We start from the raw sequence: 22,394 nt of genomic DNA, 5'->3' as shown, positions 1-22,394 counted from the left end.
GGACCGGTGCCTCAGATCGCCGGTCCCGACGCCGACTGCAAAATCATCACGCCGTTGATCTTGTAGCTGCCATCCGGCTGCTTCACGAGTTCGTAGACTGCTGTCCAATCCTTGCCGTCGGGCGCCGAGATCAGAACTTCCTGCAGCACCTGGTCGCCAATCACCTTCGATCGGCCGAACGCGAAGTTGCCAGGCCGATAGACGGGCTGGTAGCCGCGCTTCACCATCTCGAAGAAGCTTGCCTTGTCGGGAAATTTGCCGCGCACCGCAGGTGAGGTGAAGGAGTAGGCGGTTTCCGCATCATCCTGCAGAAAGGCAGCGATCTGTTCTCGTATGATTGTCCGCGCCGTATCGACGGGTTCGTCCGCGCGCGCCGCGGTCACGGCTGCCAGTTGCGCCATCATGCCGAGTGTGATTGCAAAGCTCCTGAACATCGCCGATCTCCATAGCTGCAATGGAAGACTAGGACAGTCACGGCTTTTGGAAACAGGAGCATTGGTTGCCGTTTCGAATAATGCATCCGATTGGTTTATATAAACTGTTTAAATCAAGGTATTATTTCTATATATGAAAGTATTACATCAGGAATCATAAGTTAGTGATGTCTGGCAAAACGGCTTGCATAGGGCCGGCGGCGGCGAGGCGCCCGTTGCCAATGTGCAAACGAGCGGAGCGCCAACCGCCGGGGAAGTCGACCTAGCTGAAGGTCGTCGCCATCCATTCCTGCCATTTCGGCTCGCTGTCTTTTGCCCGCGCCTTGGCATCGTCTCCATAGTGATAGAGTGCGATGCTGGCGTTTGTGCCATCGCCGGTCGAATAGGTCCCGATGAGCGCGATGCCAGCTCCGGGTTCCTTCAGGCGCAGCAGCAGATAGCGTTGCTTGGCGTCCTGCTGCACCCGTTCGACGATGCAGGCAAGGCGTTCGGGCTTTGGTGGCGTGCTGCGCTCCTCGCCGACATTGGCGCCGACAAGCCCCAGTGCTTCGGTCAGGCGTGCCCAGACCGTGGCCTCCGGTTTCCCGCTGGAAACCATGGCAAAGCTGCTGGCCGCCGTCTCGCCGGCGAAATGCGCAAGATAGATCTTCAGGATCTCGAAGAACGCCGGCCATCCGCCCTCGAACCCTTCCAACTGGTCGTCCCAGTCGTCGCTCGATGTGAACAGCGAATGCACCATGCGCAGCACGCAGCGATCGCCGGAACGCGCCGTGACGGTGATTTCGGTTGCAACCGGCGGCGCGCCTTCGCTCCACTCGCGCTCCACATAGGCGAAGCGGGCAGGTGGCTCCCAATGCGTCACCTCACCGGTCGAGGCGCCGTTCGGACCGAAGTCGAAGGCGATCCTGCCTCCGACGTGCTCGTCGATTTCCGTCTTGGTGAACCAGGCATTGTTGCCGCTGCCGGTTGCGATCGCCTGCCAGACCTTTTCGGGTGAGCCGGGCACGATCAGTTCCATTTCAACCCAGCGCTTTCCGCTGCCATCCTTCTTGATAGGCATGGGATATCCTTTCAGGAGTTGGTGTCGTTGGGGTCGCCGTTGGCTGCGCCGTCATCTCTTGGCGCAGGGTAGGAGGCGATGATGAGCCGGTGCGGCCGGGCTCCCGGAGCACTTTCATCGTGGTAGCGTGCAGCAAGCGTGCTCACCGCCTGGGCGAGATCGGCGGTAAAGGCGGCGCGCTCCGCGGGCGAGCGAAAATTGATGACGGTGTCGATCGACAGCGTCGCCAGCCGCTTGTCCTGCGCCCGGGCGCAGCGCAACAACCCGCCGACCTCGCGGACCATGCGGGCCGCCAGTGCGACCAGATAGCTCGCAGACAGCCGATCGTTGCTGCGCCCGGGATCGGCGGCGATCGGCCCCAGCGCCGCCGGCGAAACCACATAGGATGTGGCGGTTGCGACCATCAGCCGCTCGGTCAGCCCGCCCCAGCGGCGTTCCTCAGCCGGTTCTATCAGCTTGTGCTCCTCAAGCGCACGCAGGTGGTAGTTGACCTTCTGGCGCGTCAGGCCCACCCGCACAGCCAGCGCAGCAGCCGATGCAGGCGCGGCAAGTTCCGCCAGCAAACGGGCCTTGATCGGCTCCAGGGCAAGCGCGGCAGCGGCCGGCGCATCTATGACGTCGAGATCGAGCATGCGGCCATGATCGCCTTGACAATTTTTGTTGTCAAGGCGATCATGGCGCCTAATGCGGGTAGGGGGCGCTGAGTGCCCGCGTAGCATGCACGATTTCGGCTATGCAGAGCCTTCCAACCATTCAGGCTCACTTCAATGGGACCAGTCATGCGGCCAACACTTCGCCAGGCAACCAAAGCCGATCACGATCGCCTCGAAGAGGTGCAGCGCCTTGCTTCGCTGGCAACCGGCGATCACCACAAGGAACTTCTCGACAATCCTGATGTCTTCGGGATCGCCGAGGAACATCTCCCGAATTCGCTGGTTGCCGAAGCGAACGGTGAGGTCATCGGCTTCTGTACTGTGCTGCCCATGTCCAGCGAATCTGCAGAGCTGGACGCTATCTTTGTCGATCCGAGTGCATGGCGACGCGGCATCGGCAAGCTGCTGCTGGCGGAAGCGGAGCAGCGTGCGTCCAGTGCGGGCGCGCTCAAGATGTGGGTGACATCCGGCGGATATGCGATTTCCTTCTATCGGTCCTTGGGGTTCCAATCCGCCGGGATGGAGATAACCGACTTTGGTCCGGCGGAACGCTTGGTCAAGGAACTGAAAGGAGCTGAGCCGGGGTAGGTTGCCCGGTTGAGCGTCTCCACGCGATGCATTGCCACTATTTGCTGCCCCCCTTGGCAGCTCGTCGTTTTTCCCTGAATGTCGCCACCCAAGGTGGTGGGAGACAAATGTATCGATGGGAGCGTGCCGATGAATGCCGGAACGATCGAGGTTTACCGCCCACGTGATGTTTCCAACCTGGGCGATTGGGACATCGGCGGTCTCAAGCTCAAAGCCTATGGTCTGGCAGCCGATGGCCGCCACGTCGATGATGCGATGGTGGTGCTCGCTCAGTCATTCGTCCGACGGGACGTGATTCCGCGCGTGGCGGCTGAGGGCGACAGCAACGGCCTCGGCTTTGTCATCATCCATCCCGGCAGCCTCGGTATCTCCATCTCTGCGCACTGGTGGATACAGGGCTCGGTCCTGTGTCAGCACAATTATCGCAAGCTCTATTCGGCTTCTGAGCCAATGGATGCGACACGGAGACCGGTCATTGCCTGTGTTTGGGAATTGGCGCTGATCAACGCCGAGCAGGAAGCCTGGCGAAAGACGATGATGAAAGACCTACCCATCGGCCTACATGGAAGAGCGTACCGCTTTCGAAGCGGCCCGAGAGACAGGGACGTGACGCAAGTGATGAGGGCGCGCTTTGGGCAAGCGCTGGGAGCATGAATGCACGAGGATGAAGAATCGCCGACGGTCGCTCGAGGCCTTCTAAGGCTAAGCACGCTCTTCGTGTTCATGGCCGTTGGCGGTTACGTTTTCTGGGATACTTTCAGCGAGGCGGCAGCTTTGGATCGCCTGAAAGCGACCGCCAAAAATTATCGTTACACGGAAAGCTGCGACAGCGAAGGCAACTTCATAGTTTCGGCATCCGCCAACTGTGTCGATCTGAACCATTATGTTTTCATCGATGGTCCTGTGATGAAAGCGGTCCGTAGAAACTGCACGGGAAAACCAGCCGCGCTTCTTTCCTTCAAGAAAGGCAAAGTCGCGAGGACAGAGATAAACAGTGTCCAGAAGATGTTGCAGTTCCACGCGCGATACGGAACGAACTCCCCATGCGGGGCCAACCGTTAGAGCCATCTCATCCAAAACCCGGGGGAGCTATATTTCAACTTTGCAGGATCAGGACACTTTAACTTTGCGGCTACATACAAAGATCACATAAGATAGATTATGGAACTAACGTATGTGCCGGAAAGCATGGATTGCGGCGTAACGTTGCCTTGGCGAGCTTGACCCAGCCTTTCTAGCCTGCTTAGCGTTCCTGCACCGAACACCTCATTTTCAAGGCCAGATGCGATGAGCGAATTGCGCGTTCTTTCAGATGCTTTCATTCCGGAACTGCCAAACCGCTACAAAGGCAAAGTTCGCGAAAACTACGACCTGCCCGATGGCAATCGCATCATTATCGCGACGGACCGCCTCAGCGCCTTCGACGTCATCCTGACGTCGATCCCGAACAAGGGTCACGTGCTGACCCAGACGGCGCGCTACTGGTTTGAGGAAACCGCCGACATCTGCCCGAACCATGTGGTCAGCTATCCGGACCCGAACGTCGTCATCGGCAAGCGGCTCGACATTCTGCCGGTCGAGGTCGTCGTGCGCGGCTATCTCGCCGGAACCACCAGCACCTCGATCCTGACCAAGTACCGCAACGGCGAGCGCGAGATGTACGGCATCACCTTGCCGGACGGCATGCGCGACAACGAGAAACTGCCCCAGGCGATTATCACGCCCACCAGCAAGGCGTTCGACGGCGGCCATGACGAGCCGCTTTCGACTGAGGCGATCCTCGAGCAAGGACTGCTGACGAAGGAGCAACTCGACACCGTCTGGCAATATGCGCTCGCACTGTTTGCCCGCGGCCAAGAGCGCGCCGCCGAGCGCGGCCTGATCCTCGTCGATACCAAGTACGAGTTCGGAACCGACGAAAACGGCACGATCATTCTCGCCGACGAGATCCACACGCCGGACAGCAGCCGCTACTGGATCGCTGACAGCTACCAGGAAAGCTTCGAGCGCGGCGAACGTCCCAGGAGTTTTGACAAGGATTTCGTGCGCGCCTGGGTCACCGCGCGCTGCGATCCCTACAAGGATGCGATCCCGGAAATCCCTGTCGATCTCATCGAGCAGACCTCGGCGGTCTATATCGAAGCCTTCGAGAAGATCACCGGCCAGCGCTTTGTTCCGGATCTGTCGGGTGCGACGGTTCTGGATCGCATTCGCGCCAACCTGACACCATATTTCGCGAAATAAATCAGTATATTAGATATTTATTCTAATCTGAATTAGGCGCTGAACGCAGGATCGTCAACATCGAATTCGAGCCGCATCAGGTCGTATGCCGGCTCGATATGATCAGGCGTCTCGCCTTGCACCGTGTCGTAGTCGAGCGGCACGTGCATGTGCGTCAGCACCGCCCGCTTCGGTTTGAGGCGCTCGATCCAGCCGAGCGATTGCACCAGCGACAGATGGCTCGGGTGGAACTTGTATTGCAGCGTGTCGATCACCAGCAGATCAAGGCCACCGAGCTTGGCGACGGTTTCTGCGGGAAAATCGCTGACGTCGCTGCAATAGGCAAAGTCCCCGATGCGGAAGCCGAGTGAGTGGATGTTGCCGTGAAACTGCATCAGCGGCCGGAACGCGATCGGCCCGCCGGCGCCCGATATCACCACCGGCGACAGGTCATCGGGAATGATGTGCGGCTCGACGATTGGCGGATAGCCGCTGCCTGGCGGCGATTCCAGGCAATAGCCAAACCCTTCGCGAATGCGGCCCATCGTATAGGCATCGGCCCAGATCGGCACCCGCCTCCGGTTTTCGATGACGTAGCCGCGCAGGTCGTCGATCCCATGCAGATGGTCGGCATGGGCATGGGTATAGATCACCGCATCGATGTGGCGCACATTCGTTGCGACCATCTGCGCGCGAAAATCCGGTCCGGTGTCGATGACGACGCTCGTCCTGCCACCGTCGGGCGCGATCTGCTCGACCAGCAAGGCCGCGCGCATGCGCCGGTTTTTCGGGTTTTCAGGATTGCAGGCGCCCCAGTCACCGGTGATACGCGGCACGCCTGGTGACGAGCCGCAGCCGAGAATGGTGAAGGCGCGCCGGAACGCCACGTCAGAGCCTCGGCATCTTGGAGAAGACGCGGAAAGCATTCTCCGTGGTGATCCTTGCAATCTCCTCGGTGGTCACGCCGATCGTCTCAGCAAGCACGGCGGCCGTATGGGCGACGTAAGCCGGTTCGTTGCGCTTGCCGCGGAACGGCTTGGGCGCGAGATACGGCGCGTCAGTCTCGACGATCATCCGGTCATGCGGCACGGTCTTGGCGATCTCGCGCAGCTCTTCGGATTTCGGGAAGGTCAGAATGCCCGAGAACGACACGTAACCGCCGAGTTCCACGCCGATGCGGGCAAGCTCCGGACCGGAAGAGAAGCAGTGCAGAAGGAAAGGGAAGGCCCCCTTCCCGGTCTCCTCGGTCAGGATCGCCGCCATGTCGTCATCGGCCGAGCGGCTGTGAATGACGAGCGGCAGCCCGGTCTCGCGGGCGGCCGCTATGTGACGGCGCAGGCCTTCGATCTGGGCCTCACGCGGTGCGTTGTCATAGAAATAGTCGAGACCCGCCTCGCCGATCGCCACCACCTTCGGATGGGCCGAAAGCCTGACGAGCTCCTCGGTTGTGATATCCAGTTCCTCGTCCGCATTGTGCGGATGGGTACCGACGGAACAGAAGACGTTCGGATAGCTTTCGGCGATCGCGAGGATCGTCTCGAACCGCTTTACGCGGGTCGAGATCGTGATCATCTGCTCGACACCGGCTTCGTGCGCCCGCGCGACGATGGCATCACGCTCCGCTTCGAAGTCGGGGAAGTCCAGATGGCAATGGGTATCGATCAGCATGCTCAAAATGCCTTACTGCGCTTCCGGTGCCACGTAGCGCGGGAAGACCGGCTTCGGCGCCTCGAGCGGCGTGCCCGAGACGAGGCGTCCCGCCTCACCGAGTGCCGCAAAGTCTCGCTTGTCGGCCGGGGCAGCCACCAGATCGAGCAGCTTGGCCGAGGATTCCGGCATGAACGGCTGCAGCAGGATGGCAATCTGGCGCACGACTTCGGCCGTCACGTAAAGCACGGTGCCCATGCGGGCCGGATCGGTCTTCTTCAGCGCCCAGGGCTCCTGGCCGGCGAAGTAGCGGTCCGTCTCGGAAACGACGGCAATGATCGCCGCCAGAGCCCGGTGGATCATCTGCTTGCCCATTTCGTCGCGGGTGACTTCGTGCAGCGCGTCGGCAGCCGCCAGCATCGCCTTGTCCTCGTCGGTCAAGGGGCCGCACACGGGCAGCTGGCCGTCACAGTTCTTGACGATCATCGACAGCGAACGGCTGGCAAGGTTGCCGATGCCGTTGGCGAGGTCGGAGTTGATGCGGGTGGCGATCCCCTCCTCGCTGTAGCTGCCGTCCTGGCCGAAGGAGACTTCGCGCAGGAAGAAGTAGCGGATCTGGTCGAGGCCGAAATGCTCGACGAGATTGAACGGGTCGACGACGTTGCCGAGCGATTTCGACATCTTCTCGCCCTTGTTGAGCAGGAAGCCGTGCGCAAAGACGCGCTTGGGCAGCGGCAGGCCGGCCGACATCAGGAACGCCGGCCAATAGACCGCGTGGAAGCGAATGATGTCCTTGCCGATCACATGGATGTTCGCCGGCCAGAACTTGGCGCGCGGGCCCTTCGGATCGTCGAGATAACCAGTGGCGGTGATGTAGTTCGTCAACGCGTCGACCCAGACATACATGACGTGGCTGGGATCGTTCGGCACCTTGATGCCCCAGTCAAAGGTGGTGCGCGAAACCGAGAGATCCTTGAGGCCGGATTTCACGAAGGAAATCACTTCGTTGCGGCGCTCTGCCGGACCGATGAAGTCCGGGTTCTCTTCGTAATGCTTCAGCAGCTTGTCCTGGTATTCCGACAGCTTGAAGAAGTAGCTCTGCTCTTCGACCCACTCGACCGGCGTTCCCTGCGGCCCGTAGCGCACGCCGTCGGCGCGCAGCTCGGTCTCGTTTTCCTGGTAGTAGGCTTCGTCGCGAACCGAGTACCAGCCAGCGTAGGAGTCCTTGTAGAGGTCGCCCGCCGCGCCCATGCGGATCCAGATGTCCTGCGACGCCTTGTGGTGGCGCTCCTCGGTCGTGCGGATGAAATCGTCGTTGGATGCGTTCAGGGCGACCGCCATCTTCTGGAATTCCGACGAGTTACGGTCGGCAAGCTCCTGCGGCGTCACGCCTTCCTTGCGGGCCGTCTGCTGCATCTTCTGCCCATGCTCGTCCGTGCCGGTCAGGAAGAAAACCTCACGTCCGTCGAGGCGCTGGTAGCGCGCCATGGCATCCGTCGCGATCAGTTCATAGGCATGGCCGATATGCGGCTTGCCGTTCGGGTAGGAAATCGCTGTCGTGATGTAGAAGGGGGACGTGTCTCTCATAGGCGGATTCGATCTATCTCGGATTAAGCTACGCACGCTCTTAGCGCATACGCTTGAAGGAAGAAACATGCGATCCATGAAAAGCCCGGCCGGAACAAGCGCCGACAGCGCCCTCTCCTTGCGCGCTTCGCGTGCAGGGCATAGAACAAAACGGAAACAATTTGGGAGGGGATGAGTCGTGCTGGATCAACTTGGCAGCCAATTTGAAACCGCGTCGGCCGGCTATGCCGCCGCGCACGGGATCGAGCGCGATCCCGACTGGTTCATCTTGAAGATGCAGGAGGAAATGGGTGAACTGACCCAGGCGTGGAACAAGCTCAGCGGCCGCGGCCGATCCCAGGGGAAATCTCCGGACGATCTCCGGACACAGATGGCCGACGAGACCGCCGACCTTCTCGGGCATGTGCTGCTCTTCGCGCAGCATCACAAGCTCGACCTTCACGCGGCGATCGAGCGCAAATGGCGTTTTCAGCCGACGCTATAGCGCCGCCTTCATATCGTCGAGCAAAGACAGGATGGTCTGCTTCCGGTCGAGATTATAGGCGTCGCTGACGGTCAGCCGTTCGGTTACGGTGGCTGACAGCCGGGCGAAGCGCTCGGCGCGCATGATGTCGCCGGAAACGGCCGCGTCGCGCGCCTCGCGCATGATGCGGTCGCTGGCAAGGGCCTGGAAGAAATCGAAGATCGTTTCGCTGTCCTTGCCGGCGAGGGCGTCGGCGAGCTTGTGCATGTCCTTTCGGACAGCCGGTCCCTGCCCCGCAAGGATGCCCTCGAAGGTCGCGGCGATTTCCAGGCCGCCATAATTGATCAGCTTCAGCGCCTCGGCGACGCTGCCGCTGGCGGCAGCGATGATGCGCCCGGCATTCTCGCCCTCGAGATCGAAACCGAGATGCGCCAATGCCTGGCCGAGCGGTGCTGCGTCGAGCGGCTTCAACCGCAGCGGCAGGCAGCGCGAGCGGATCGTCGGCAGCAGTTTCCCGGGCGCATGCGTCAGCACCAGGAACAGCGAGCGGCGCGGCGGTTCCTCGAGGATCTTCAGGATGGCGTTGGCCGCATTGCGATTGAGATCGTCGGCCGGATCGATGATGACGATGCGCCAATTGCCCGTGCCGGAGGTCTGGCTGAAGAACTTGCCGGCGCGCCGAACCTCGTCGACGGTGATTGCCCCCTTCGCCCTGCCCGTCTTTTCATCGATCGGGCGGGTCAGGTGCAGGAGATTGTGTGAGGCGCCGGAGGCGAGCTGCCTGCCGATCGCCGAGCTCGGGTCCGGGTCGGCAAGTGCTTCTGGCGCATCGGCCGGCTCCGGGTGTTTCAGGATGTGGTAGGCAAAACGGAAGGCAAGCGTGGCCTTGCCGATCCCTTCCGGTCCTTCGATCAGGATCGCGTGGTGCCCCTTGCCGGAGCGGTAGCTCTGCGCCAGGAAGGCTTCCGCCTGCTCATGGCCGAACAGGCGATTGTTCTCCGCGGGCGCAATGGCACCATCGAGGACGCCGGCTCTTTCGCTCATGACACGACTTCCTCGGCGGACGTATCCGTGCCGTCGCCGTGCGGCAGAAGCGCTTCGACAAGAGAAAGCACCTCGGCGGCGATCGCCTCGACCGGCTGCGTCGCGTCCACCACCCGGCACCGCTCGGAATCGCGGCTGGCAATGTCGAGAAAGGCGTCGCGCCGCTTCTCGTGGGTCTCCAGCTGTTCCTTTTCGAAACGATCTGGATTGTCGTCGCCGGCGCGGCGTTGCGCCCGCTCGAGGCCCACACTGGCGGGCAGGTCGAAGATCACCGTGCGGTCCGGCACGACACCGTTGATCGCCACGCGCTCGAGGCTCTCGACGAAGCTTTGTTCGAGATTGCCGGTAATTCCCTGATAGACACGCGAGGAATCCATGAAGCGGTCGCAAAGCACGATCGTGCCCTTGTCGAGCGCCGGCCGGATGACCTCTTCGACATGGTCGCTGCGGGCTGCGGCAAAAAGAATCGCTTCCATCCTGACCCCGAAGGCTTCCGCAGCCCCCGAAAGCAGCACGTGACGCACAGCCTCGGCGCCGGGAGAGCCCCCGGGCTCCCGCGTCGTCAGCACCTCGTAGCCGCGCGCGCGCAGGGATTCGGCCAGAAGGCGGAGCTGCGTCGACTTGCCGGCACCTTCCCCACCTTCGAATGTAACGAACAGACCTTTTTTCAGCGACACCATGCTTTCCCGTATCGGCATGCGATTTGGCCCTGTTTAGCCGATTGGTTCTCCGGGCGAAACCGTCAGGTGACGATTTGGCAGACGCATTGCTGCGCCGGCATTGCGCCCACGGCCTAAAGCCAGAAGAAAAGCAGTTCCTGCAGGGCGTCGACCGCGCGGCTCGTCAGGGTTCCCTGCCCCACCGCGCCGGCCGTCTTGACCGGGACTTCGCGCAAAAGCTTCTCGCCGTTCCACAGTTTGACGACGCCGACTTCCGTGCCGGCCGATACCGGCGCCCGCAAGGGCCACTTATAGACGATACGCGCCGTCAGCCGCTCGGGATTGTTGACCGGCAGCAGCACGTCGACCGGGCCGCCGGCCACCAGCGCGACGTGAGATGCATCGCCGCCATAGACGGCCGCCTCGCCGATCGCTTCGCCATCGGTGAAGATCCGCTTCTTCTCGAAGGCGGTCATCGCCCAATCAAGCACCTTGCGGCTCTCCTCGATGCGCTCCTTGTCTGTCTCAAGGCCACCCATCGCAAGGTAGACGCGGCGGTCGCCGCGCTGCAGCGATGCGGCAAGCGAAAAGCCGAAACCTTCGGCAAAGCCCGTCGCCAGGCCGTCCACGCCGATATTGGCCGAGATCAGCGGGTTCTTGTTGCGCTGGAGGATCTTGTTCCATTCGAATTCCGGCTGCGCATAGAGCCGGTAGAGATCGGGATGCGCCTCATGCAGATGGCGGACGAGCGTCACCAGTTCGCTCATCGTGATCTTGTTGCCGGGATCGGGCAGCCCGGTCGCGTTGCGGAAGGTCGCAACCGGCATGCCGAGTTCACGTGCGCGCGCCGTCATGCGTTCGGCAAACGCACCTTCGCTCCCGGTCATGCCCTCGGCGAGAATGATGCAGGCATCGTTGGCAAGCTGAACCGCGACGCCCTGCAGGAGATCGGCGACCCGGATGCGCGATTTCAGAGCGGCAAACATCGTGGAAGTGCCGGCCGGTGCGCCGCCGGTCCGCCAGGCATGTTCCGATACGTCGTAGAGGGTCTCGGGCGAGATCTCGCCCTTGCCGAGCGCCTCGGCGACCACCTCCATGGTCATCAGCTTGGCAAGCGAAGCGGGCGGGATTGGGTCGTTTTCGGCACGCGAGAAAAGCACCGTGCCGGTTTCGGCATCGACCAGCAAGATCTGCTTTGCCTTGGTGTCGAAGGCGGGTGCCGGCGTTTGCGCGAATGCGGCGCCGGCAAACAACGCAAGGCCCAGGAATGCGGCCGAAAGCATCTTCATGCGCATGGGAAACTCCGGTTTCCCCTCGGGCATAGCAGCGTGGTCATTTTGGCACAACGCCGAGAACTGTTAACGGGCCGAACCGTTGGTTTTCTGGCGCTTGGCGTAGTCGACGATGACTTGCGGCGTCAGCTGCTTCTTGTCGACCATGATCGCTTCGAAGGGCGATTCGGCGTCGCTGACGCGAACTTCGTAATAGGCAGCCGCATAGGCCATGTTGCCGTTGGGCATCGGAATGTACTCCGGCCGCTCCCGCGGGATCGGGCCGATTTCCGGCAGCATGACGAATTCGTTGAACGACGCCGGCTGCTGGGCAAACTGCGGCACGGGGGCGGCCATTGCCGTCACCGGTTCGCTGACGTCGAGCGACGCCTTGGCCGGGACGGTGATCGTGCCGAGGCTTTGCTTGCGGAACGGCTCGTTCGACGCAACCATCACGCCGGTTGCGATCTGGCCTTCTGGCATGACACTCGGGCCGCGCTGGCCCTTCTCGACATAGGACGCCATCAGGTAAGGCATGTCGTTGCCTTCGAGCGGCGCACGGCCGACATATTGCACTTTCACCTGCGCGCTGCCCTTGCGTTTGATGTCGAGCAGGTCTGCCGTTTTCGAGGAGACGTCGATGATGCGGCCGTATTCGTAGGGGCCGCGATCGTTGACGCGCACGATGACCGAGGTGCCGTTTTCCATGTTGGTGACGCGGGCGTAGCTCGGCAGCGGAAAGGTCGGATGGGCAGCCGACAGATGCGCCTTGTCGTAGACTTCGCCGTTGGCGGTCAGGCGCCCGTGGAAGGCCGAGCCGTACCAGGATGCCATACCCGTCTTGTTATAGCCGAAGTCTTCCTTGGGCTGGTACCACTTGCCTTTGACCTGGTAGGCCTTGCCAACCTGAAAGCGTCCGCCGCCCTTCGGGATGTTGTTGCCGGTGGCAACGCGGGGGCTTGCCTTCACGCCATAGACGGATTCAGGAAAGTACTCCTTGCTCCGCGCAGTTTTCTTGACGTTCGACGTGGAGCCGCAGGCGGTAAGCGCGACGCACAGCGCCGGAATAGCCGCAAGGCGCAATCCCTTGACCAGAAATGCCGCATTTTTACTGGAGGTCATCTGTCCCACAACATCGATCGATAAAGCCGTACTCGAAACCTTCCGCTTACCCCCAGCGGAAATCTCGGCGTCCCGAAACGGAACAGGTGTGTATTCATGACATCATCAAGGCGAAAATGCGAACTCATCCACAGGCTGGCGCCGCATTTCGCTTGTTATGGTTTATGGCTGGTTAACGCGGTCCCTGCCCGCGCCTGCTCTTCGAAGCGCTCGAGAAAATCTTTCAGCGATGCATGTTAATTCTTGCAAAGCGCCAAGGCTTCGCGCAATAACGCCGTGCCCAGCGCGCCGTCGAGCGTTGCTTCAGGCAAGGACAGGTGGCCGAGTGGTTTAAGGCTCTGGTCTTGAAAACCAGCGTACGGGAAACCGTACCGTGGGTTCGAATCCCACCCTGTCCGCCACTCTCTTTTCTGCCACCCACTAGTTGTCGAACCGACGAGATGGGACTAACTTACGCAGCGTAATGACGGTGCCAAGTCCTTTGGGGAGCGGGATCGACATGCGCGTTAAAGATGTAATGACGACGTCGGTCGTCAAGCTGTCCCCTGACAACAGCGTCAGGCAGGCAGCCCGGATCATGCTCGACAATCATGTAAGCGGCCTCCCCGTGGTCGACGGTGATGGAGCCCTGGTGGGCGTCATCAGCGAAGGCGATCTCATTCGCCGGAGCGAGCTTGGCGGCGGCATTCCGGTCGCCGACCCGAGCGGGGCCGCGGACGAGCGGGCGAGCGCCTATGTGCGCCGGTCCTCCTGGAGGGTCGGTGACGCCATGACGGCCAATCCCGTGACCATCGACGAGGACGCCTCCGTCGCGCGGGTCGCGGCGGTGATGCAGGAGCGCGGGATCAAGCGCATACCGGTTCTGCGGAACGGCCTTGTCGTCGGTATCGTCAGCCGCGCCGACCTGCTGCAGGCTGTGTTGTCGGCAAAGCAGGACGAGACGGCGGCGGGCGATGAAGCCATCCGGCGCAGCATCCTGGTGCGCATCGGCGAAAACACCGGCCTTGAGGGCCTGGATATCAAGGTCGCCGTCACCGACGGCATCGTGCACCTCTGGGGCAATGTGGAGACTGCCGATTGCCGCAAGGCGGCGCGCATTCTGGCTGAGAACGTGCGTGGTGTCCGCGGCGTGGTCGAACACTACGCCGAGCCCTATCCGCAATAACATGTGCGTCGAGACCGCCGCGGCAAGTGTCCGCGGCGCTGCAAGCGTATTCCTGCTGCTGTCGTTCGTACTTCAAGCGTTCCACCATCCTGCCCGCCGCAGAAAAAACAGCAACGACCGTAGCGAATTCGAGAGACTGCGATGGCTTGCGCGACGGCAAGCTGGAGGGAATTTCAGCATAGGTCCTTTTGACCGGGAGGCTCAGATGGTTTCGCCTGAAACAGCATCGATGAAAGAGACGGCATCCGGAAAATCAGCAGCACCGTTGTCATCAGACGAACTCCGCCTGATGGACGCCTATTGGCGCGCTTCGAACTATCTGTCGGTCGGACAGATCTATCTGCTCGACAATCCGCTCCTGCGCGAGCCGCTGAAGCGTGAGCACATCAAGCCGCGCCTGCTCGGCCATTGGGGCACGTCGCCGGGCCTCAACATGCTCTATGTTCACCTCAACAGGGTGATCAAGCGCGACGACCTCGACATGATCTACATCATCGGCCCTGGCCATGGCGGACCGTCTCTGGTGGCACATGCCTACCTGGAAGGGACTTACACGGAGTTTTATCCGAACATCGCCGAAGACGCCGAAGGCATGCAGCGACTGTTCAAGCAGTTCAGCTTTCCCGGCGGCATCCCGAGCCATGTGGCGCCGGAAACGCCCGGCAGCATCCATGAAGGTGGCGAACTCGGCTATGCACTCAGCCACGCCTATGGCGCCGCCTTCGACAATCCCAATCTCGTTGTTGCCTGCATCGTCGGCGATGGCGAGGCGGAGACCGGGCCGCTTGCGACCGGCTGGCAGAGCAACAAGTTCCTGAACCCTGCCCGCGACGGCTGCGTGCTGCCGATCCTGCATCTGAACGGCTACAAGATCGCCAATCCCTGCTTCCTCGCCCGCATCCCGCACGACGAACTGAAGAAGTTCTTCGAGGGCATGGGCTACAAGCCCTATTTCGTCGAAGGACATGATCCGGCAAAGGTTCACCAGCAACTGGCGGACGTGCTCGATACGGCGATGGCCGAAATCCGGCAGATCTGGGACGATGCCCGCATCAGGGGCAATCTGAAGCGCCCGGCCTGGCCGATGATCATCTTCCGCACGCCCAAGGGCTGGACCTGCCCGCCGGAAATCGACGGCAAGAAATGCGAGGACTACTGGCGCTCGCACCAGGTGCCGATGGGGGAGATGGACAAGCCCGAGCACATCCGCGTCCTCGAACAATGGATGAAGAGCTACCGTCCGGAAGAACTCTTCAGTGACGAAGGCCGGTTGAAGCCGGAGATTGCGGCGCTCGCGCCATCGGGACATCGCCGCATGAGCGACAACCCGCATGCAAACGGCGGCCTGCTCTTGCGCGACCTGAAGATGCCGGCATTCCGGGACTATGCCGTCGACGTTCCGAGCCCGGGTGCAACGACCGTGGAAGCGGCGCGCGTGATGGGCAAGTTCCTGCGCGACGTGATGAAGAACAACATGGATGCGAAGAACTTCCGGCTGTTCAGCCCGGACGAAAACAACTCCAACCGCTGGCAGGATGTGCTTGAGGTTACCGACCGCTGCTACATGGCCGAAATTTATCCGGAGGACGATCACCTCTCACCCGACGGGCGGATCATGGAGGTCTTGAGCGAGCATCAATGCCAGGGCTGGCTCGAAGGCTACCTGCTGACCGGCCGCCACGGCTTCTTCTCCTGCTACGAAGCCTTCATCCACATCATCGACTCCATGTTCAACCAGCACGCCAAATGGCTGAAGGTCTGCAACGAGATCCCCTGGCGCCGGCCGGTCGCGTCGCTCAACTACTTCCTGAGTTCCCATGTCTGGCGGCAGGACCACAACGGGTTTAGCCATCAGGATCCGGGCTTCATCGACCACGTGGTCAACAAGAAGGCGGAGGTCGTCCGCGTCTACCTGCCGCCGGATGCCAACACGCTGCTGTCGGTCACCGATCATTGCCTGCGCAGTCGCAACTACGTCAACGTCGTCGTCGCCGGCAAACAGCCGGGGCCGCAGTGGCTGACGATGGAGCAGGCCGTGCGCCATTGCAGCATGGGTGTGAGCATCTGGGACTGGGCGAGCAACGACGCCAACAGCGAGCCGGATGTGGTCATGGCCTGCTGCGGCGACATTCCGACGCTGGAAACGCTTGCTGCCGTCCAGCTGCTGCGCGAGCACCTGCCGGAGGTCAAGGTCCGGGTCGTCAACGTCGTCAACCTGATGAAGCTGCAGCCGGCGGAGGAACATCCGCACGGCCTTTCGGACCGCGACTTCGACGGCATCTTCACCAGGGACAAGCCGATCATCTTTGCCTTCCACGGCTACCCCTGGCTGATCCATCGCCTCACCTACCGCCGCACCAACCACGGCAACCTGCATGTGCGCGGCTACAAGGAAGAAGGCACGACGACGACACCGTTCGACATGGTGGTGCTGAACGAGCTCGATCGTTTCCATCTGGCCGGCGACGTTATCGACCGCCTGCCGCATCTCGGCGCGCGGGCGGCTTACTTCAAGCAGGCGATCCAGGCCAAGCTGATCGAGCACCGCGAATACATCGAGAAACATGGCGACGACATGCCTTCGATCAGCGGCTGGAAATGGGGCGTCAAGGGGGCGCAGCCTGCCAAGGCTGGCACATCGACCGAAGGGGATAACGTCTAGGCTTGCGCGTGGGCCGGGCTGACAATCACCCTGCCCGGCTCGTCTGGGCCTGCGAACCGCTCCGCAAGGAGCGTCTCGCGCGTGTGACACGAACCTTCATCGTCATTGCGGCTGGCTGCCATGTCGGAATTGCTGTCGACAGATCCCGAACTGAACCGGATGCCGACCGAGCAGGATCTTGCCCGGTTGCAGTTCACGACGCTGCTCTACTATCTCCACTGCACCAACCCGGACAACGGCCTGGTTCGTGACAAGACGCAGGAAGACGCACCCGCAAGCATCGCCGCAGTCGGCATGGCGCTCGCGACGATCTCGGTGCTGGTCGAGCGCGGCATCGTCATCCGCAAGTTTGCCGCCAAGATCGCGCGTCGACGGCTGCAGTTCCTCCTTGAATGCCCGCAAGGACCGGAACCCGACGCTTCCGGCTATAAGGGCTTTTTCTACCACTTCCTCGACATCGAGACCGGCCGGCGGGTGTGGGAGTGCGAACTGTCGACGATCGATTCTGCCTTCCTCTTTGCCGGCGCATTGACGGTCGCCGCCTATTTCGACGGTGACAGCGCCGAGGAAGCTGAAGTTCGCCGACTGGCCAACGCGCTCTATGAACGGGCCGACTGGAACTGGGCCTGCGACCACGGACTGACGCTGACCCATGGCTGGCGGCCGGAAAACGGCTTCATCCCCTACCGCTGGCGCGGTTACGACGAAGGGTTGCTGCTCTACATCCTCGGCCTCGGCTCGCCGACCCATCCACTGCCACCGGAAGCCTACACCGCCTACACCGCAAGCTACGACTGGCGGAACCTTTACGGGCGCGAACTGCTCTATTCGGGACCGCTCTTCACCCACCAGCTCTCGCACATGTGGATCGACTTCCGCGGCATCCGCGACGAATTCATGCGCGAGCACAACAGCGACTATTTCCAGAACAGTCGCCATGCCACCTTCGTCCAGCAGGAATATGCCATCCGCAACCCGCTGAATTTCGTTGGCTACGGCGAACATTGCTGGGGCTTCACCGCAAGCGATGGTCCGGGCTGGACAAAGGGCATGGTGAACGGCGTCGAGCGGGAGTTCTTCGACTACATCGCCCGCGGCGCACCCTTTGGTCCGGATGACGGCACGGTGTCGCCCTGGGCGGTGGTCGCCTCCCTGCCCTTCGCGCCGGAGATCGTCATCCCGACGGTCTGGAACTGCGCCCGCATGAACCTCGGCATGACCAAGCTCTACGGCTTCAAGCCCTCCTTCAACAGAAGCTTTCCGGTGGAGGGAACCGAATCCGGCTGGTGGGTCAGCCCCTACCACTTCGGCATCGACCAGGGGCCGGTGGTGCTGATGATCGAGAACTACAGGACCGGGCTGCTCTGGAACATCATGCGCCGCTGTGAGCCGTTGGTGGTGGGCCTAAGGCGGGCGGGCTTTTCCGGCGGCTGGCTCTGACGGCCAAAGCAACAAAGGTACTCTGATGGACAGCCAGCCAGTGCCGATCAGAACAACCGCACTTCGCTTTGCACGGGCTGTCCGAATCTTCCTGACCTCCGAAGTTGGCGGCCGCGCCCGGTTGATGTTCTTCGGGATCATGCTGCTGCTCTTCGGCCTCAACGGCCTCAACGTCGTCAACAACTATGTCGGCCGCAATTTCATGACGGCGATCGCCGAGCGCCAGATGAACGAATTCATCCGGCAAGCCGTCTTCTATGTCTGCGTCTTTGCTGTGCTGACCGTCGTCGGCGTCATTGCGCGCTTCGTGGAGGAACGGCTGGCGTTGCTCTGGCGCGAATTCCTGACCCGCCGCGCCGTCGACATCTATCTGGAAGACGAGGCTTACTACCGGCTCGAGGTCTCAGGCACGCTGAGCCATCCGGACCAGCGGATATCCGAGGACATCCAGGCCTTTACGGTCACCACGCTCTCCTACATCATCATGCTGTTCAGCAGCACGCTGACGGTGGTGACGTTCTCGGGCGTGCTCTGGTCCATCAGTCCGCTGCTGTTTGCCGTTGCCGTGCTCTATGCCGCCTGCGGCTCTTACATGACGATCGTGCTGGGGCGTCCGCTGATCGGCCTGAACTATGAGCGGCTCGACAAGGAGGCGAGCTTCAGGTCGAGCCTCATGCATCTGCGCGAAAACGCCGAAGCGGTGATGGTGACCGGCGTCGAGGGGCAGCAGAAGACGCGGCTGCTGCATCGTCTCGATGACTTGGTTGGCAACATCCGCATCATCACTGCGGTCAACCGGAACCTCGCCTATTTCACCAGCGGCTACAACTGGATGATCCAGATCATCCCGGATCTGATCATCGCGCCGGCCTTCATGCGCGGTGAAATCGAATTCGGGGTCATCACCCAGTCCGGAGCGGCCTTTGCCATGCTTGTCGGCGCCTTCTCGCTGATCGTCCGGCAGTTCAACTCGATCTCGAATTTCGCCGCCGTCGTTTCGCGGCTGAGCGCCTTGCTCGAGGCGATCGAACGGAGCCGAAAACACAGCGTCTCCGGCGTCGAACTGGCCAAACGGGACGGAAATCTGGTTTTCGACCATGTGACGCTGGGACCGTCGGGCCACACGGTTCTTCGAGATCTGTCGCTGTCGATCCCAATGGGAACGCCGGTGCTGATCTCTGGCCCGCATGCCACTGCGGGTGCTGCGCTCTTCCGGGCAACTGCGGGGATTCCGACCGTCGGCGCCGGGCGGATCGACCGCCCGGACGACCTGATGTTTCTGCCGCAGCGGCCCTATCTGCCGCCGGGTACGCTTCGGCAGTATCTGGTGCCGTCTGAAAATCCTGACGGGTTCTCCGACCGCCAGGTGCTGGAAGTCTTGCGCAGCCTCGGTCTCGACGAGCTCGCCGACGGCGCCGAGGGGCTGGAGAAGGAGCAGGATCGGGAGATGTCCCTGGGCGAACAGCAACTCCTGGCGGTCGCCAAGGTGCTTCTTTCCAGGCCGCGCTATGTCTTTCTCGACCGGATCGAGGCTACGCTTGGACGCGAGACCTTCCGCAATACGCTGAGGCTTCTCTGTGAGCGTTCCATCACCTGCATCAACAACGGCGAGGAAGGCGATACGCGCGACCTCTACCGTGCCCTGCTGGATTGCCGGGAGGATGGTAGCTGGACGTGGACCGACGAGCGGACTTGACCCAAGCCGAGGTCACCGAATGCGGCGCCCTTGTTAAGGGCGCCATCTGACGGACGCGCGCCTAGGGAGCGGTACCCTAAATGATCGATTGGAACGATCGAACTTACCGCGGCGCAACGATGCCCTGGTAGTAGTCGCCATCGCCGCCGACCACCCGGGGCGGACCATTGTAGGTTTGCGAGCAGGCGGCCAGCGTGGTGAGCGTGAGCAGCAATACGATCGTTCTCATGAAGTCGGTCCCCTTCTGGCCTGCGTTCCGGCTATGTCCTTGAGACTTGAGAGAATCTGCGGCGGAGCCGGTTAGAAAACAAGTACTAAAATGGTGGTATAACAAAATGTATGATCGTTGAAGATGCAATCTGCATCGACCGCCGCCCGCCAAGGGGCGACAATCCGGACACGGTCAACAATGGATGAATGGGCCGCTAGATCGGATGCTGCCGGTTCGTCTGTTCGCGCTCTCTCCAGTATTGCAGCCGAAGTCGCGGCGCCATGATCCAGGCGATGAAGGGCGTGATGAGGAAACAGCTGACGACCACGACCGGGATCGCATACTTGGCGTTGGCCGTGAGGGCCGGCACCGAAAGAACGATGAGGATCCCGATGGCGAACAGGATGGCGTTGACCATCAGGCCGACCATGATCGCGAGTTGCAGGCGGACGGACATTTCGACCTCCCGAAGCTTCGGGGCGTTCCGCCCCTTAAGCGCTCATTTGCGCGACCGATTGTAGCAGACCGCCCTCTTTCGCGAAATGGTGGAGTCGCGCGGCGTCTCGCCCCTGTCGCGGGCGCAAATCTGCTCTATGCTCTTAGGCGAGCGATTGAAGACGCATGCGCCGGCAAGGCACGGCAAACGTGGTCGATCCGCGCTCGCCCAAAGGAGATCGCATGACGAGCCCATACGAAACGCTCGGTGTCAGCCGCGACGCGACGCAAAAGGACATCCAGAGCGCCTATCGCAAGCTTGCCAAGAAGCTGCACCCGGATCTCAACCCGGGAGACAAGGGCGCGGAGGACCGCTTCAAGGCGGTTTCAGCGGCCTATGCCGTGCTTGGCGACGAGGACAAACGCGGAAAATACGATCGCGGAGAGATCGACGAAACCGGAGCGGAAACGCCGCCCCGGCACTACTACCGCGACTATGCCCAATCCGGCGATACGGGGGCACGCTACGAAAGTGCGCATGGCTTTTCGGATTTTGCCGAAGCCGACGATATCTTTTCGAGCTTCTTTTCGCGGCGTGCGGGCGGACAGCAGCAGCGCCAGCGCGGTCGCGATACCCATTTCTCGATGGAGATCGCATTTCTCGACGCGGCGAACGGCACCAAGACCCAGATCACCCTGCCCGGCGGCGGACCGGCGCTCGACCTGACCATTCCGCCCGGCACGCGCGACGGCCAGACGCTGAGGCTGCGCGGCAAGGGCGAGCCGGGTCGCGACGGCGCACCGGCCGGCGACGCACTGATCGACATTCGCGTCCGTCCGCATCCGCTCTTTGCCACCGATGGTGACGACGTGCGCTACGAGGTGCCGATATCGCTGAGCGAGGCAGTGCTCGGCGGCAAGATCCGGGTTCCGACGATCGATGGTGCCGTCAACGTGTCGATTTCTCCGCACACCAACAGCGGCAAGACGCTGCGGCTGAAGGGCAAGGGACTGCACAAGCCGGGCGGCGGCCATGGCGACGCCTATGTCAGCCTGAAGATCGTGCTGCCGCAGGCCCCGGACCCGGCGCTTTCCGCCTTCGTCGAAGGCTGGGCCGCCGGCAAGACGGAAGATGCGCGCAAGGGCATGGGAGGATGACCTATGAACGACCGTGAATTCTGCGAACATCTGGATATCGAGGTCAAGGTTTTGCGCATCTGGGTCGAGCAGCGCTGGCTGATGCCCCAGGAGGCCGACGCCGGCTGGCTGTTTGAGGATGCCGATCTTGCGCGCGCGCGGCTGATCCAGGATCTGACGGGCCCCATGGGCGTCAATGACGACGGCGTCGACGTGGCCATGCGGCTGCTCGACCAGGTCCACAGCCTGCGTGGCCGACTGACCGTGTTGATGAACGCCATTCGCTCCCAGGAGCCGGCGGTTCAAAAGCTCATCCTGTCGCGCGCCGAAGAGGACTAGGCGACGGCCGGCTCGTTCAGCAGCCCGATCGTTTCGGCGACAAATAGGGTATCGACGAACTCCGTCAGGTCGACGATCCGATCGTCGCGGAACGTGAACTTGTCGATGATTTCGGTTCGCTCGCGGGACTGCGACGGGATGAAGCGAACAAAGCCGGCGCGGTGGACGACGAGGGTATCGCCGTCTGCATAGCAGCCGACCATCTCCATCTCACTCAGGTCCCAATTGTTGACGAGCGCCGTGAAACTGTCGCGCACCGTTTCCGGTGTGTTGACCGCCAGCGCCATCGTGCCGAGCCTGCCGCTTCCGACGATGCGGAAGCTAAAGTCCGGATCGAGTTGCGCCATCATCGTGTCGAGGTCGTTGACATTACGGGCGAGATAAAGGGCCCGCACCCTGAATTCCAGCATGCTTCGCTCGGTCATCACAGCCTCCCCGTTTCTATTAGAACGAGTGTGTTTTAACTTTAGCGATCGCGCAAGTATTAGTAATGTTCCGGCTCGCTCCGCACGGGTCGCGGCGACCATCGTTAGAGTTTTCCTAAAATGCAACCACCAG

The 22,394-nt window shown here is 61.7% G+C and carries 24 protein-coding genes and 1 tRNA gene; 12 read left to right on the top strand and 13 right to left on the bottom strand.

Features of this window, described 5'->3' with window-relative positions; translation table 11 throughout:
* Positions 1-11 precede the first annotated feature (11 nt).
* The 3 genes from M2267_RS09985 to M2267_RS09975 form a co-directional block, all read right to left on the bottom strand.
* Positions 12-434, bottom strand: a complete 423-nt coding sequence (locus tag M2267_RS09985; protein WP_043614349.1) for a DUF4864 domain-containing protein — start codon at positions 432-434, stop codon at positions 12-14.
* A 262-nt stretch (positions 435-696) separates the two neighbouring features.
* Positions 697-1,494: an SRPBCC family protein gene (locus M2267_RS09980; protein ID WP_429114337.1), complete on the bottom strand. Its 798-nt coding sequence runs from the start codon at positions 1,492-1,494 to the stop codon at positions 697-699.
* A gap of 11 nt (positions 1,495-1,505) precedes the next feature.
* Complete coding sequence (locus tag M2267_RS09975) at positions 1,506-2,126, bottom strand: helix-turn-helix domain-containing protein (protein ID WP_429114334.1); 621 nt, start codon at positions 2,124-2,126, stop codon at positions 1,506-1,508.
* 147 nt (positions 2,127-2,273) lie between these two features.
* Here M2267_RS09975 and M2267_RS09970 point away from each other — a divergent pair, with 147 nt between their 5' ends.
* The 4 genes from M2267_RS09970 to M2267_RS09955 all read left to right on the top strand — a co-directional run bounded on the left by M2267_RS09970 (position 2,274) and on the right by M2267_RS09955 (position 4,979).
* A complete protein-coding gene (locus M2267_RS09970) occupies positions 2,274-2,735 on the top strand; it encodes a GNAT family N-acetyltransferase (RefSeq protein WP_429114331.1) in 462 nt (153 codons plus the stop codon).
* Positions 2,736-2,864: 129 nt separating this feature from the next.
* A complete protein-coding gene (locus M2267_RS09965; RefSeq protein WP_429114328.1) occupies positions 2,865-3,389 on the top strand; it encodes a hypothetical protein in 525 nt (174 codons plus the stop codon).
* The gene (locus tag M2267_RS09960) at positions 3,390-3,797 is read left to right on the top strand and encodes a hypothetical protein (protein WP_429114326.1); all 408 of its coding nucleotides are present in this window, start codon (positions 3,390-3,392) and stop codon (positions 3,795-3,797) included.
* 234 nt (positions 3,798-4,031) lie between these two features.
* Positions 4,032-4,979: a phosphoribosylaminoimidazolesuccinocarboxamide synthase gene (locus M2267_RS09955; RefSeq protein ID WP_429114525.1), complete on the top strand. Its 948-nt coding sequence runs from the start codon at positions 4,032-4,034 to the stop codon at positions 4,977-4,979.
* Between the two features lie 32 nt (positions 4,980-5,011).
* Here M2267_RS09955 and M2267_RS09950 read toward each other — a convergent pair whose 3' ends face one another.
* Genes M2267_RS09950 through metG form a run of 3 tightly spaced genes read right to left on the bottom strand, consistent with a single transcriptional unit; the run spans position 5,012 to position 8,192 of the window.
* On the bottom strand, positions 5,012-5,845 hold the full coding sequence (locus M2267_RS09950) for an MBL fold metallo-hydrolase (protein WP_043614365.1): 834 nt from the start codon (positions 5,843-5,845) through the stop codon (positions 5,012-5,014).
* Position 5,846: 1 nt separating this feature from the next.
* Positions 5,847-6,626 (bottom strand): TatD family hydrolase, encoded by a 780-nt coding sequence (locus M2267_RS09945; protein ID WP_043614368.1) that lies wholly within the window; start codon positions 6,624-6,626, stop codon positions 5,847-5,849.
* Positions 6,627-6,638: 12 nt separating this feature from the next.
* A complete protein-coding gene (gene metG / locus M2267_RS09940; protein ID WP_429114324.1) occupies positions 6,639-8,192 on the bottom strand; it encodes a methionine--tRNA ligase in 1,554 nt (517 codons plus the stop codon).
* 178 nt (positions 8,193-8,370) lie between these two features.
* Here metG and M2267_RS09935 point away from each other — a divergent pair, with 178 nt between their 5' ends.
* Positions 8,371-8,676 (top strand): pyrophosphatase, encoded by a 306-nt coding sequence (locus M2267_RS09935; protein WP_429114322.1) that lies wholly within the window; start codon positions 8,371-8,373, stop codon positions 8,674-8,676.
* Here the strand turns inward: M2267_RS09935 and M2267_RS09930 are convergent.
* The 4 genes from M2267_RS09930 to M2267_RS09915 all read right to left on the bottom strand — a co-directional run bounded on the left by M2267_RS09930 (position 8,671) and on the right by M2267_RS09915 (position 12,751).
* On the bottom strand, positions 8,671-9,699 hold the full coding sequence (locus M2267_RS09930; protein WP_429114320.1) for a DNA polymerase III subunit delta': 1,029 nt from the start codon (positions 9,697-9,699) through the stop codon (positions 8,671-8,673). The genes M2267_RS09935 and M2267_RS09930 overlap by 6 nt on opposite strands.
* Entirely contained in the window at positions 9,696-10,376 is a 681-nt protein-coding gene (gene tmk / locus M2267_RS09925; RefSeq protein ID WP_371258852.1) for a dTMP kinase, read from the bottom strand. The genes M2267_RS09930 and tmk overlap by 4 nt, the downstream gene beginning before the upstream one ends.
* A 116-nt stretch (positions 10,377-10,492) precedes the next feature.
* The gene (locus tag M2267_RS09920) at positions 10,493-11,653 is read right to left on the bottom strand and encodes a D-alanyl-D-alanine carboxypeptidase family protein (RefSeq protein WP_043614378.1); all 1,161 of its coding nucleotides are present in this window, start codon (positions 11,651-11,653) and stop codon (positions 10,493-10,495) included.
* Positions 11,654-11,716: 63 nt separating this feature from the next.
* Positions 11,717-12,751, bottom strand: a complete 1,035-nt coding sequence (locus M2267_RS09915; RefSeq protein WP_429114316.1) for a septal ring lytic transglycosylase RlpA family protein — start codon at positions 12,749-12,751, stop codon at positions 11,717-11,719.
* Positions 12,752-13,062: 311 nt separating this feature from the next.
* Between M2267_RS09915 and M2267_RS09910 the strand changes: the two genes are divergently transcribed.
* The 5 genes from M2267_RS09910 to M2267_RS09890 all read left to right on the top strand — a co-directional run bounded on the left by M2267_RS09910 (position 13,063) and on the right by M2267_RS09890 (position 19,714).
* A tRNA-Ser gene (locus M2267_RS09910) sits at positions 13,063-13,152 on the top strand.
* Positions 13,153-13,250: 98 nt separating this feature from the next.
* Complete coding sequence (locus tag M2267_RS09905; protein ID WP_043614380.1) at positions 13,251-13,916, top strand: CBS domain-containing protein; 666 nt, start codon at positions 13,251-13,253, stop codon at positions 13,914-13,916.
* A 205-nt stretch (positions 13,917-14,121) separates the two neighbouring features.
* Positions 14,122-16,578: a phosphoketolase family protein gene (locus M2267_RS09900; RefSeq protein ID WP_429114313.1), complete on the top strand. Its 2,457-nt coding sequence runs from the start codon at positions 14,122-14,124 to the stop codon at positions 16,576-16,578.
* A gap of 120 nt (positions 16,579-16,698) precedes the next feature.
* Entirely contained in the window at positions 16,699-18,018 is a 1,320-nt protein-coding gene (locus M2267_RS09895; protein ID WP_429114311.1) for a glucoamylase family protein, read from the top strand.
* A 25-nt stretch (positions 18,019-18,043) separates the two neighbouring features.
* Positions 18,044-19,714 (top strand): ABC transporter ATP-binding protein/permease, encoded by a 1,671-nt coding sequence (locus tag M2267_RS09890; RefSeq protein WP_429114310.1) that lies wholly within the window; start codon positions 18,044-18,046, stop codon positions 19,712-19,714.
* 103 nt (positions 19,715-19,817) lie between these two features.
* Here M2267_RS09890 and M2267_RS09885 read toward each other — a convergent pair whose 3' ends face one another.
* Complete coding sequence (locus tag M2267_RS09885; protein ID WP_429114308.1) at positions 19,818-19,943, bottom strand: hypothetical protein; 126 nt, start codon at positions 19,941-19,943, stop codon at positions 19,818-19,820.
* 196 nt (positions 19,944-20,139) lie between these two features.
* Positions 20,140-20,382: a hypothetical protein gene (locus tag M2267_RS09880; protein WP_043614390.1), complete on the bottom strand. Its 243-nt coding sequence runs from the start codon at positions 20,380-20,382 to the stop codon at positions 20,140-20,142.
* A gap of 221 nt (positions 20,383-20,603) precedes the next feature.
* On the opposite strand from M2267_RS09880, the gene M2267_RS09875 reads away from it, so the two are divergent.
* Positions 20,604-21,518 (top strand): DnaJ C-terminal domain-containing protein, encoded by a 915-nt coding sequence (locus M2267_RS09875; protein ID WP_429114305.1) that lies wholly within the window; start codon positions 20,604-20,606, stop codon positions 21,516-21,518.
* A 3-nt stretch (positions 21,519-21,521) separates the two neighbouring features.
* Positions 21,522-21,836, top strand: coding sequence for a chaperone modulator CbpM (locus M2267_RS09870; RefSeq protein ID WP_043614393.1), 315 nt, complete (start codon positions 21,522-21,524; stop codon positions 21,834-21,836).
* Here M2267_RS09870 and M2267_RS09865 read toward each other — a convergent pair.
* A complete protein-coding gene (locus tag M2267_RS09865) occupies positions 21,833-22,261 on the bottom strand; it encodes a nuclear transport factor 2 family protein (RefSeq protein ID WP_429114304.1) in 429 nt (142 codons plus the stop codon). The genes M2267_RS09870 and M2267_RS09865 overlap by 4 nt on opposite strands.
* Positions 22,262-22,394 lie beyond the last annotated feature (133 nt).

Source organism: Ensifer sp. KUDG1 (assembly GCF_050434285.1).
In the GTDB taxonomy this organism is placed as follows: Bacteria; Pseudomonadota; Alphaproteobacteria; order Rhizobiales; family Rhizobiaceae; genus Ensifer.
This window is presented reverse-complemented; position numbering and strand designations above follow the sequence as displayed.

What these genes read in the sequence shown, in the direction of transcription:
- M2267_RS09985 (WP_043614349.1), bottom strand. Translation starts at nt 434, where the DNA reads ATGTTCAGGAGCTTTGCAATCACACTCGGCATGATGGCGCAACTGGCA.
- M2267_RS09900 (WP_429114313.1), top strand. Translation starts at nt 14,122, where the DNA reads ATGGTTTCGCCTGAAACAGCATCGATGAAAGAGACGGCATCCGGAAAA.
- M2267_RS09905 (WP_043614380.1), top strand. Translation starts at nt 13,251, where the DNA reads ATGCGCGTTAAAGATGTAATGACGACGTCGGTCGTCAAGCTGTCCCCT.
- M2267_RS09975 (WP_429114334.1), bottom strand. Translation starts at nt 2,126, where the DNA reads ATGCTCGATCTCGACGTCATAGATGCGCCGGCCGCTGCCGCGCTTGCC.
- M2267_RS09915 (WP_429114316.1), bottom strand. Translation starts at nt 12,751, where the DNA reads ATGACCTCCAGTAAAAATGCGGCATTTCTGGTCAAGGGATTGCGCCTT.
- M2267_RS09960 (WP_429114326.1), top strand. Translation starts at nt 3,390, where the DNA reads ATGCACGAGGATGAAGAATCGCCGACGGTCGCTCGAGGCCTTCTAAGG.
- M2267_RS09875 (WP_429114305.1), top strand. Translation starts at nt 20,604, where the DNA reads ATGACGAGCCCATACGAAACGCTCGGTGTCAGCCGCGACGCGACGCAA.
- M2267_RS09895 (WP_429114311.1), top strand. Translation starts at nt 16,699, where the DNA reads ATGTCGGAATTGCTGTCGACAGATCCCGAACTGAACCGGATGCCGACC.
- M2267_RS09890 (WP_429114310.1), top strand. Translation starts at nt 18,044, where the DNA reads ATGGACAGCCAGCCAGTGCCGATCAGAACAACCGCACTTCGCTTTGCA.
- M2267_RS09880 (WP_043614390.1), bottom strand. Translation starts at nt 20,382, where the DNA reads ATGTCCGTCCGCCTGCAACTCGCGATCATGGTCGGCCTGATGGTCAAC.
- M2267_RS09865 (WP_429114304.1), bottom strand. Translation starts at nt 22,261, where the DNA reads ATGACCGAGCGAAGCATGCTGGAATTCAGGGTGCGGGCCCTTTATCTC.
- M2267_RS09970 (WP_429114331.1), top strand. Translation starts at nt 2,274, where the DNA reads ATGCGGCCAACACTTCGCCAGGCAACCAAAGCCGATCACGATCGCCTC.
- M2267_RS09920 (WP_043614378.1), bottom strand. Translation starts at nt 11,653, where the DNA reads ATGCGCATGAAGATGCTTTCGGCCGCATTCCTGGGCCTTGCGTTGTTT.
- M2267_RS09980 (WP_429114337.1), bottom strand. Translation starts at nt 1,494, where the DNA reads ATGCCTATCAAGAAGGATGGCAGCGGAAAGCGCTGGGTTGAAATGGAA.
- M2267_RS09965 (WP_429114328.1), top strand. Translation starts at nt 2,865, where the DNA reads ATGAATGCCGGAACGATCGAGGTTTACCGCCCACGTGATGTTTCCAAC.
- M2267_RS09945 (WP_043614368.1), bottom strand. Translation starts at nt 6,626, where the DNA reads ATGCTGATCGATACCCATTGCCATCTGGACTTCCCCGACTTCGAAGCG.
- M2267_RS09930 (WP_429114320.1), bottom strand. Translation starts at nt 9,699, where the DNA reads ATGAGCGAAAGAGCCGGCGTCCTCGATGGTGCCATTGCGCCCGCGGAG.
- M2267_RS09885 (WP_429114308.1), bottom strand. Translation starts at nt 19,943, where the DNA reads ATGAGAACGATCGTATTGCTGCTCACGCTCACCACGCTGGCCGCCTGC.
- M2267_RS09870 (WP_043614393.1), top strand. Translation starts at nt 21,522, where the DNA reads ATGAACGACCGTGAATTCTGCGAACATCTGGATATCGAGGTCAAGGTT.
- metG (WP_429114324.1), bottom strand. Translation starts at nt 8,192, where the DNA reads ATGAGAGACACGTCCCCCTTCTACATCACGACAGCGATTTCCTACCCG.